The sequence below is a fragment of the Pseudomonas edaphica genome (assembly GCF_005863185.1).
Taxonomy (GTDB): Bacteria; Pseudomonadota; Gammaproteobacteria; order Pseudomonadales; family Pseudomonadaceae; genus Aquipseudomonas; species Aquipseudomonas edaphica.
This window is the reverse complement of sequence record NZ_VBVZ01000250.1, coordinates 1-8,550: the sequence shown is the minus strand read 5'-3', so window position 1 is coordinate 8,550 and position 8,550 is coordinate 1. Positions and strand designations below refer to the sequence as shown.

General features: G+C 59.0%; 10 protein-coding genes and 1 pseudogene. 5 read left to right on the top strand and 6 right to left on the bottom strand.

Annotated features, from left to right (window positions below):
* From FEM54_RS17310 to FEM54_RS17300, 3 genes and pseudogenes are all read right to left on the bottom strand, one after another.
* Positions 1-308 (bottom strand): annotated as a pseudogene (locus FEM54_RS17310) (sulfatase); the annotation flags it as partial.
* A gap of 72 nt (positions 309-380) precedes the next feature.
* Positions 381-992 carry a hypothetical protein gene (locus tag FEM54_RS17305; RefSeq protein ID WP_138452107.1) on the bottom strand — a complete coding sequence of 204 codons (612 nt, stop codon included), beginning with the start codon at positions 990-992 and terminating at the stop codon, positions 381-383.
* Positions 992-2,260 carry a sialidase family protein gene (locus tag FEM54_RS17300; protein WP_138452105.1) on the bottom strand — a complete coding sequence of 423 codons (1,269 nt, stop codon included), beginning with the start codon at positions 2,258-2,260 and terminating at the stop codon, positions 992-994. The genes FEM54_RS17305 and FEM54_RS17300 overlap by 1 nt, the downstream gene beginning before the upstream one ends.
* 218 nt (positions 2,261-2,478) lie before the next feature.
* On the opposite strand from FEM54_RS17300, the gene FEM54_RS17295 reads away from it, so the two are divergent.
* Both FEM54_RS17295 and FEM54_RS17290 read left to right on the top strand, forming a co-directional pair.
* Complete coding sequence (locus FEM54_RS17295) at positions 2,479-3,141, top strand: response regulator (protein ID WP_017135419.1); 663 nt, start codon at positions 2,479-2,481, stop codon at positions 3,139-3,141.
* Positions 3,138-4,520 carry an ATP-binding protein gene (locus tag FEM54_RS17290; protein WP_138452103.1) on the top strand — a complete coding sequence of 461 codons (1,383 nt, stop codon included), beginning with the start codon at positions 3,138-3,140 and terminating at the stop codon, positions 4,518-4,520. Before FEM54_RS17295 ends, FEM54_RS17290 begins: the two co-directional genes overlap by 4 nt.
* On the opposite strand, the gene FEM54_RS17285 is transcribed toward FEM54_RS17290, so the two are convergent.
* From FEM54_RS17285 to FEM54_RS17275, 3 genes are all read right to left on the bottom strand, one after another.
* Positions 4,477-4,818, bottom strand: a complete 342-nt coding sequence (locus FEM54_RS17285) for a hypothetical protein (RefSeq protein WP_338109340.1) — start codon at positions 4,816-4,818, stop codon at positions 4,477-4,479. The genes FEM54_RS17290 and FEM54_RS17285 overlap by 44 nt on opposite strands.
* 133 nt (positions 4,819-4,951) lie before the next feature.
* Entirely contained in the window at positions 4,952-5,233 is a 282-nt protein-coding gene (locus tag FEM54_RS17280; RefSeq protein ID WP_240792763.1) for a colicin E3-like toxin immunity protein, read from the bottom strand.
* Positions 5,234-5,254: 21 nt separating this feature from the next.
* Positions 5,255-6,418, bottom strand: coding sequence for an S-type pyocin domain-containing protein (locus FEM54_RS17275; protein WP_138452098.1), 1,164 nt, complete (start codon positions 6,416-6,418; stop codon positions 5,255-5,257).
* Positions 6,419-6,609: 191 nt separating this feature from the next.
* On the opposite strand from FEM54_RS17275, the gene FEM54_RS17270 reads away from it, so the two are divergent.
* The 3 genes from FEM54_RS17270 (at position 6,610) to FEM54_RS17260 (ending at position 8,435) form a co-directional block, all read left to right on the top strand.
* Complete coding sequence (locus FEM54_RS17270) at positions 6,610-7,080, top strand: helix-turn-helix domain-containing protein (RefSeq protein WP_017135424.1); 471 nt, start codon at positions 6,610-6,612, stop codon at positions 7,078-7,080.
* Positions 7,077-7,652 carry a PIN domain-containing protein gene (locus FEM54_RS17265; RefSeq protein WP_099549466.1) on the top strand — a complete coding sequence of 192 codons (576 nt, stop codon included), beginning with the start codon at positions 7,077-7,079 and terminating at the stop codon, positions 7,650-7,652. Before FEM54_RS17270 ends, FEM54_RS17265 begins: the two co-directional genes overlap by 4 nt.
* A 474-nt stretch (positions 7,653-8,126) precedes the next feature.
* Entirely contained in the window at positions 8,127-8,435 is a 309-nt protein-coding gene (locus FEM54_RS17260) for a DUF3077 domain-containing protein (protein WP_017135426.1), read from the top strand.
* Positions 8,436-8,550: the final 115 nt, after the last annotated feature.

Here is an 8,550-nt window from a genome sequence, read left to right as displayed (position 1 = left end):
ATGTAGATGAGACCCACCACCGCCAGTGCAATCACCAGATAGCCGCGTGCCAGCCAGCGCAGGGCGGGCAGGGTGATAAGGTTCCAGCGCGGTAGCCAGGCGAGCACGGCCACGGGTAGCAGGAGCAACACCGCCAGGCGCAGGTCGAAACGCAGGCCGATGCCGAGGGTTTCCAGCAAGCCCTCGGTGTTTAAATCCAGGCCGGAAAAGCTGATTAAAAACACCAGCCGCAACGCCGCCAGCAGCACAAACACCAACCCGATCGCGCCCACGCCGTAGCGCAGGCGGCGTGATTGCAACGCAGTCATCATTAACCTTCCCAATTTCAAAAAACGACGCAGACCCACTGTGGGAGCTGGCTTGCCTGCGATAGCGGTGTGTCAGTGCCCGATGTGCTGCCTGAGGCGGCGCATTCGCAGGCAAGCCAGCTCCCACAGTTTGAGTTGCATTAATCCAGCTACCAGGCAGTAGCCCATCAACAGCGGGTCGACCAGGTAATCCCAATAGTTCTCCGACGCCTTGAGCCGCAGCGCAAATGCCAACGTGCCCACTGCAAGCATCCACACGGCCAACCTGTTGCGCAGCGCCAACATCAACAGTGCCAGCGCACCTACCAATACAATCATCGGCCGAGGGTTAAACCCCCAGCGGTACGGGTCGAAATACGTCAGCCCCATCGCCGCCGGGTACAACAGCAGGCACAGCCCGCCAAACAGCACCAGCAGTTGCACTTGATGTGCCCGGCCAAGCGGCTGCACCAGCCCCAACCGGCACACCGCCACCCACGCCAACAACACCAAGGTGCTGATCGCCAGGTCATCGGTAAAACTGCGTACATACGCGGCCAACGGCAGCTCATTCACCGGGATAAAGCTCAACGCCACTAACCCTGGCAGCAGCCATGGCCGCCACGGCGCGGTGAACCGGAACGTGCTGAGCAGCACAAACCCCAGCAATACAAAACTCAAATGGGCTTGCCACAACGCCATCATCACAAGCGCTCCGCCAGCCAGGCTTCGTTGAAGCTGACATGTTTGATAAAGGTGTTATTCCACGAGTACACCAAGTGGTACATGCCGTCCGGGCTGCGACTGAAGTACGGGTATTCGTATTCGAAATCACAGCCACGGGGTTTGCACACGCGGTAATCCAGGTTGCTCAGAAAGCGCTGTTCCAACGGCAGACGCTTGGCACCGCTGGAGGTACGGAAGCCTTCGCCGATGATTTCTTTATAAGCCTGGGGGGAGAACGGTTGACCGAGCGGGTCCGGCGACTGGTCCAATTGCACCACCGTGCGCCATTGCGTCATTTGCGCGTCGGTGCCGTAGAGGCTGAGCTTGAAGCGGCCGTCTTGCAGGTCGTTGAGGGCGACGAGTAGACCATCGTCTTCAGTCCCTACGGCCGCCAGCGAAGAATTGGGGTTGGCCGGTTCCAGCGGGAACGGCTCGCTCCAGGTTTGCCCGGCATCCTCGGTGCGGCTGGCGAGCACGCGGTGATGGGTTTCACCGGCGTAGCGCAGCATCGCCACGGCCCGCTGGCCGTCTTGCGCCACGATGGTTGGCTGCAGCGAATGTTTGCCGCGGCTGATACGGAATTTGTCGATCACCGCGCCATCGGCACTCAAGTACAGGTACTCGGCAAACTTGCCCATGAACTCGTGATACACCGGCAGGCCAATCGAGCCGTCGGCATGGAACACCGGCGCGGCGCGTACCAAGGTGCTGATATTGAAAAACGGCGAGGTCACCAATTGCCGAGGCGCCGACCAGTTCGCGCCGAGGTCATCGGAGACCATCACGTTGATCGCACTGGTGGCCCAGCCGCCGACTGACACTGACACGTAAAACATCCACAGGCGTTTATCCGGCCCCAGGGCAATCACTGGGTTGCCCAGCTTGCGAATGTAACGCTGGGTGCCGTCGCGGGTGCTTTCCCGCGTGGCCAGCACCTGCTCGCCGCCCCATTCGCCACTGCGTGCATCAAAACGCGCCGTGCGCACCTGCACATCGGCGGCGCCTTCGCGGGAGCCGGCAAACCACACAGCCATCAAGTCGCCGCCGGGCAGGGCGGTCACGGAGGAGGAGTGCACAAAGTCGGTGAGCTGTGAGGACACAAAACGGCTGGTGTATTGCGGGGCTGCCGCCACCTTCGCCGGGCTCGGGTTCGCCTGGGCAAACGGTGCCAGCACGTGGGGCGGATGGCTCAGCCAGGCGGCGATAAAGACGCCTAGCAGGCTGAAGATCAGTAGGGCACAGCGCATAGGGAACCTGTGAGAAGAAAGGATGACGGCGCACGTTCACCCGGCAGGCGCTTCCTGCGGCCGGTGAGCGTGCATAACGACAGGTGGTCCCGTACCTGCCGGCACAGTGCAAAACCAACCTTAGCGCAACCTTAGTTGGCAACGAGCCGTAACATCTTTGCCCGAATAGCCCTGCGTAGAACCGGCATGATTTCGCCGTTTCCTACAGAGATTTCGCTATGCGCCTACTCCTCGTCGAAGATGATCGCGCCCTCGGCCAAGGCATTCGCGTGGCATTGGGCGCCGAAGGCTACACCCTGGATTGGCTGCAAGACGGCCTCAGCGCCTTGCACGCCCTGCGCACCGAAAGTTTCGATCTGCTGCTGCTCGACCTCGGCCTGCCGCGCCTCGATGGTCTCGACCTGTTGCAGCAACTGCGCGCCGGGCAGCATGACCTGCCGGTGCTGATCCTCACCGCCCGCGATGGCACCGCCGAACGCATCGCCGGCCTGGATGCCGGCGCCGACGACTACCTGATCAAACCCTTCGACGTCGAGGAACTCAAAGCCCGCGTGCGCGCGCTGTTGCGCCGCAGCCAGGGCCGCGCCCAACCCATGCTCGAACACGCCGGCGTCAGCCTCGACCCGGCCACCCAGCAAGTGCGCTACCAGGGCGATGAGATCATCGTCACCCCGATGGAATACCAACTGCTGCACCAACTGATGGTGCGCCCCGGTAAAGTTGTGACCCGCGAGCGGCTGTCTCGCGCCCTGTATGGCTGGCAGGACCGGGTGGAAAGCAATACGTTGGAGGTGTTGATCCATAACCTGCGCAAGAAGTTATCCACAGAGCTGATCCGCACTGTGCGCGGCGTGGGCTATGTGCTGGCGCTCAAACCATGAGTTCGGTACGCGCACGCATCATTATTCCGGTGCTGGTCCTGATCCTGCTCGGCGACGCCCTGATCAGCTGGCTGGTGCTGCGCGACAGCCACCACGAAATCGAAGAAGTCTACGACGCCCAACTCGCCCAAAGTGCCCGCCTGCTGCAAGGCGTACTGCGCCAGCGCGAGCATGGCGACGCAGACTGGGGCCGCTTGTACGAGGCGTTCGACCAGGCCATGAGCCGCGTGGGCGAGGAGGGCGTGGCCCATCCTTATGAGACCCGGCTGACCTTCCAGGTCTGGCGCAGCGACGGGCAACTGCTCATGCGTTCTGCCGAAGCCCCTGTCCTCACAGAACCGCCCACTACGCTCGGCGCCCATGACCTGATGGACAGCGGCAACGACTGGTGCGCCTTCCTCCTCGCCGACCCGCAACAAGGCCTGCTGATATGGGTGGGCGAACGTGACGACGTTCGCCAGAGTGTGATCGAGCGTATCGTGCGCCACACCCTCTGGCCTACCGTGATAGGCGTGCCGCTGCTGACCGTACTGATCTGGTTGGCCATTGGCTGGGGGCTGACGCCCTTGCGCACCATGGCCCGCAAGCTGCGCGGGCGTAACACCAACGCCTTGCAACCGCTGCACGTGAACCCACTGCCGAGCGAGCTGGAGCCGATGCAAACCGCACTCAACCGGCTGCTGGTGCAGATGGACGACCTGCTGGAACGCGAACGCCGCTTCATCGCCGACGCCGCCCACGAGTTGCGCACACCGTTGGCGATCCTGCGCATCCACGCGCAAAACGCCCAAAGCGCTGCCACCGAAGAACAACGGCGCGAAGCCCTGGACTTTCTGGTAAACGGCGTCGACCGCGCCACACGCATTGGCAGCCAACTGCTGACCATGGCCCGCATCGAGCCACAACTGAGCAACCCCGTGCGCAAGCCCGTGCAACTGACGGAGCTGGTGCGTGAAGAACTCGCCGAGCTGACGCCCCTGGCCATGGAGAAAGGCGTGGAGCTGGTGCTGGAAGGCGATGAAGAATGTTGGGTGCAAACCGAGCCGGTGGCGTTGGCGATTGCGTTGCAAAACTTGGTGACCAATGCGCTTAACTTTTCGCCGGTGGGTGGCGAGGTGCGGGTGGTGATCGGCGTTAATGGTTTGCGCGTGGAGGACCAAGGGCCGGGGATTGATGAGGCGCAGATGGGGCGCTTGTTTGAGCGGTTTTACAGCCGGGATAACGCCAATGGCGCCGGGTTGGGGTTGGCGATTGTGGAGATGATTGTGGGGAAGATTGGCAGTACGTTGAGCCTGCGAAATTTGGAGCAGGGCGGCTTGTGCGCGCAACTGAGCTTCACGGCTTGCGTGGAAGCACCTGCGGAAATACCACACCGTTGAACGTGTGGGTGCAGCAGTCACAACTGGGCTTCATCTGTTCGGGCGTCAATTTGGGGTTAACCTTTTGCAGCAGGCCTGCCTCGTCGACCCACAAGCCGCTGTAATAGCTGGACTCACCTATTCGCACGTATTCGTCTTTGTCATTTTCATGCAGCGCAACCATCCAGAACACGGGCTCCGGGCGATCCAGGCGGGCGTTGGCTTCGCTGAACACTTTGTCCCATGGCTGACCGACTTTGGACAGGAGAAATCGGAATAGTGGCGTGTAGTCAAAACCGTGTCGTTGATGGCTATGCATTGAAGCGCGTGTGGACAGTGAGTGCTTTACCCTTTTGGTATGCCGTTCATTGCGATAAGCGAAACAGCTACCGTGGTGCACACCGTGGGTCCGGGTGTTGACTGAGCGGTAGAGGTGGGGCTTTTTCATTGCTTCAGAATTCCTTCTGGGGATGCTTTGGAGGTGGAGGCCAAGCGCCTTGGTATTGGAATGAAATTTGATAGTCGAATCGGTTGGGCTCTATCACATGCTGGAAGAGGGGTTGGAGAATTGTTATCCAGCTTGGGAGAACGTTGTAAACGTCTGCATATATCGCACTTTCCTCGCTCAAACCTAATGCTTCAAAAGAACGGTCTGCGTCGACGATATCCGCTGAGTACTCGTCCGCTTTCAAGTCATCGCTGTGTTTTTCGTACCAGCGCAATCTGATTTTCATAACCATTTTTCGCACGCCTCCTTATCTGTAGATTCGACGTTTTGGGTCCGCCGGTCCGCGACGTTCAGCGGTATAAGGATCAAATGCGCCGAGGTGTTCCAAATCACTCTTTCGATAGACTTCCAGTTCACCTTTCTTGGAGTCCCATTCAAGTAACTTCTTCCTTTTTGCATCGATCCACCGCTCACGTAAGCCAGCCCCGCCTAGTCTTGGTGTCACCGGCCTTTGGGGGATCAGCCCTGGGAAGCCAGCTATATCTTCGGTTTTTGGTGCTGGAAAGTAATCATGGTCCGGATTTCTCAAGCCTTTGCGTGGCTCATTAACCACCACATAGAGCGGCCGAACCCCCGACTCCACCGGGAACACCAGAATAAAATCCCGATACTGCGGTGGGTAAATCGGGTTCACCAGCATCTGCGCCGCCTTCTCCGTCGGCGGATAAATCCAGATCACCGGCGCTTGCGGCGCAGCCTCCAAGGCGGGAATCCCCAGCGTGTCGCGCGGATCAACCGCAGGCGTCCAGATCAGCTCCACGCCCTCACCCAAATCCGCCACAAACTGATCGCCAGGGCTTTGGAACTGCACCACATCGATCATCTGCCAATCGGGGTTGTTGCCCGTGTAAAACCCATATCCCTTGAGTGTGCCGTCCTCACGCTGCTCGACATGCAAACGCATCTGCGACCGTGCCCGTTGCAGCGAGCGTAATTGCTCCTCGCTGTAGAGCGCGCTATCGCCCAACTCAGATGGCCATAACAACGCGACCAACCCACTCAACAGCCCACCGGCGACAGTGCCAACAGCAGTCGCTGCCGACTCCACTGCCGCCGATCGCAACGCCAATTGCCCCAAGCCGACAGGCAGGGCACTGCCGCTGATCTTGCGCAAGGCAACCGCGCCACGGCTGTCTACCTCGTGGCCACCCAACAGGCTGAAATGGCCGTAGTCCTTGATCAACTCCAGCGGTACGTAACCGGTGGGGTCGTTGTAGCGAATGATGCCGTTGGGCAGTTGGCAGGGTTTTGTGAAGACGCAGCCTGGCGGTTTGGCGGGTGTTGGCGCTGGGGTGGGAGGCGGCTCAAATAAATCAATCGGCGGTGAATAAGGCGCGCGCTTCGGCTGCGGCGTCAGGATCCGCCGTTTGAGTTGTTCTTCTTCGGTAATGGGGTACGAGCGTTCTGACATGACTGGCTCACTTCCTTGTGTGGGAGTGAGCCTATGAGGTGGGAGCGGAGGCTTATGTCGGCTTCGTTCGATGGTTGGTGTGGGAAAAGGAGACTGGCGTATGGTTAGCCAGGACTGTTTCGATTATTGCGATTTTCGTTTGTTTCGTTTAGCTTTGATTCAACCGAATTGCGTAACACCGGAGCTGCATCATGATCACCAATCAACTCCCCAAAACGATCCTGCCGCTGGAAAAGGAAGTCGAAGCCGCCGTGCAAGGCCAGCGAGAACTGGCATCTTTGCTTTCGACCAAATTTGAAACCCAGCGCATCGACATCTTCGACAAAGAAGACAAACCCCACACACTTGTACTCCCGACCTCAGCCCTGCGCCTGTTGGTCGACATCCTGGGCGAATTGGCTATCGGTAACGCCGTCAAGGTCGTGCCGGTGCATGCCGAATTGACCTCTCAGGAGGCCGCCGACCTGCTCAACGTTTCGCGCCCGCACCTGGTCAAGATGCTGGAGGAGGGCGCCATTCCTTTTACAAAAACGGGCCGTCATCGGCGAATCCGGTTTTCGGATCTGATGGCGTTCAAGCAGCGCCGTGATGAAGAAAGCCAAGAGGCAATGGAAGCGCTGGCGCAACAAGCTCAGGCGTTGGGAATGGGGTATGACGGATGAGGTGTTCGCCGTTTACCGCGGTATACGATGCGTGTGTTCTCTACCCGGCGGCACTCCGGGATTTGCTGATGTGGCTTGGTTTGTCGGGACTGTATCGAGCTCGATGGACGAGCCAGATCCATGAGGAGTGGAAGCGCAACGTTCTCAAAAACCGACCGGATCTTACGGCTGAGCAAGTCAATTGCACGTCGGCGCTGATGGATAAGGCGATACCCGATGCATTGGTGACGGGGTACGAGGATCTGTGTTCGAGTTTGGATTTGCCTGATCCTGATGACCGTCATGTGCTGGCGGCGGCGATTCGAAGCAAGGCTGAAGTTATCGTGACCTTCAATTTGAAAGATTTCCCGGCGCATATCCTGGCTGCCTATGACATTGAGCCTATGCATCCGGATGACTTTATTTCGGATCTGTGGGATTTGGATCAGGCGGCGGTGTTGGGGGCGGCGCAGAAACAAAGGCGGACGTTGAAGCGGCCGCCGATGGAGGCTGGGAGTTATCTTGAGATGTTGATGCGCCAGGGGTTGGTGCAGACGAGTAAGGTGCTTGGGCCATATGGGGTGATGTTGTAGGTTCGAATGCGCGGGCCTATTTGCTGGGCATCACTCTGGTTGGCTTGCTTATCTTTGGCCTCCTCGAAAGAACAGGCATTTACCCCCGTACCAGCCTCATGACATTTTTCGTCACAAGGCTCGGCTTTGATCATCTGTTTTTTAAAGCTAAGTTCTCGCTCGTCGCTGCGAATCAGCGACCGGGCCTGGAAACCCGTGGGTATAGGCGCATAGGCGCCACCATTTATCACGATCGCTGGTGCCATTTTTGTGCCAGCATATGCGTGTTATGGCGGCTGTGCGTGGGAGACTTTCGAGTCTGCCGGGTTTGCCTATTCCCCCGGTTTCCAGCCTGCGCACAGCTGCCACCCATTCGCCTGGAAACGAATGGGGCAGCTCTCTATAAAGAATGGGAGCTATACCAATGATCATTTCTGAAAGGTTTTATCCTTGTAATACTGCAACCCACACCACCGCCCAGCCCGGAGGTGCCCAATGATCAACCCACCTCTCAACAAAACCCTCGGCATCATCACCTTCTCCACCTGCGGCAAACAGCCCAACCTGCACCGTCTATTTCGCGTCAATGCCGGCGTGCCCATTCGTGATGCCCTGGAGCATGCTTCCGAGTTGCTGCACTGTTCCAAAATGCTCGCATTGGATGCGGCCATGGACAAAGGCGCGGACCGTTATGCCTGGGCGGCGCATTATTTGGGGGAGATGGCGAAGGCGGTGGTGGATGATTTGGCGAATGGGATGTTGCCCAATGGGGTGATGGAGGAGGGGGACGCTGTTTCGGTGTAAGTGGGTGGTTTGAGGGTGTGGCGGCTGGCGTCATCGCAGCATAGGTATCTACACAACTTTTGAAGGCCGCCACTTTCTCCTGTGGCGAGCAGGCTTGTCCTGCGTTCGGCTGCGA

Coding starts and splice junctions, on each gene's coding strand:
- FEM54_RS17260 (WP_017135426.1), top strand. CDS start 8,127: ATGATCAACCCACCTCTCAACAAAACCCTCGGCATCATCACCTTCTCC.
- FEM54_RS17300 (WP_138452105.1), bottom strand. CDS start 2,260: ATGCGCTGTGCCCTACTGATCTTCAGCCTGCTAGGCGTCTTTATCGCC.
- FEM54_RS17285 (WP_338109340.1), bottom strand. CDS start 4,818: ATGCATAGCCATCAACGACACGGTTTTGACTACACGCCACTATTCCGA.
- FEM54_RS17270 (WP_017135424.1), top strand. CDS start 6,610: ATGATCACCAATCAACTCCCCAAAACGATCCTGCCGCTGGAAAAGGAA.
- FEM54_RS17295 (WP_017135419.1), top strand. CDS start 2,479: ATGCGCCTACTCCTCGTCGAAGATGATCGCGCCCTCGGCCAAGGCATT.
- FEM54_RS17305 (WP_138452107.1), bottom strand. CDS start 992: ATGATGGCGTTGTGGCAAGCCCATTTGAGTTTTGTATTGCTGGGGTTT.
- FEM54_RS17290 (WP_138452103.1), top strand. CDS start 3,138: ATGAGTTCGGTACGCGCACGCATCATTATTCCGGTGCTGGTCCTGATC.
- FEM54_RS17280 (WP_240792763.1), bottom strand. CDS start 5,233: ATGAAAATCAGATTGCGCTGGTACGAAAAACACAGCGATGACTTGAAA.
- FEM54_RS17265 (WP_099549466.1), top strand. CDS start 7,077: ATGAGGTGTTCGCCGTTTACCGCGGTATACGATGCGTGTGTTCTCTAC.
- FEM54_RS17275 (WP_138452098.1), bottom strand. CDS start 6,418: ATGTCAGAACGCTCGTACCCCATTACCGAAGAAGAACAACTCAAACGG.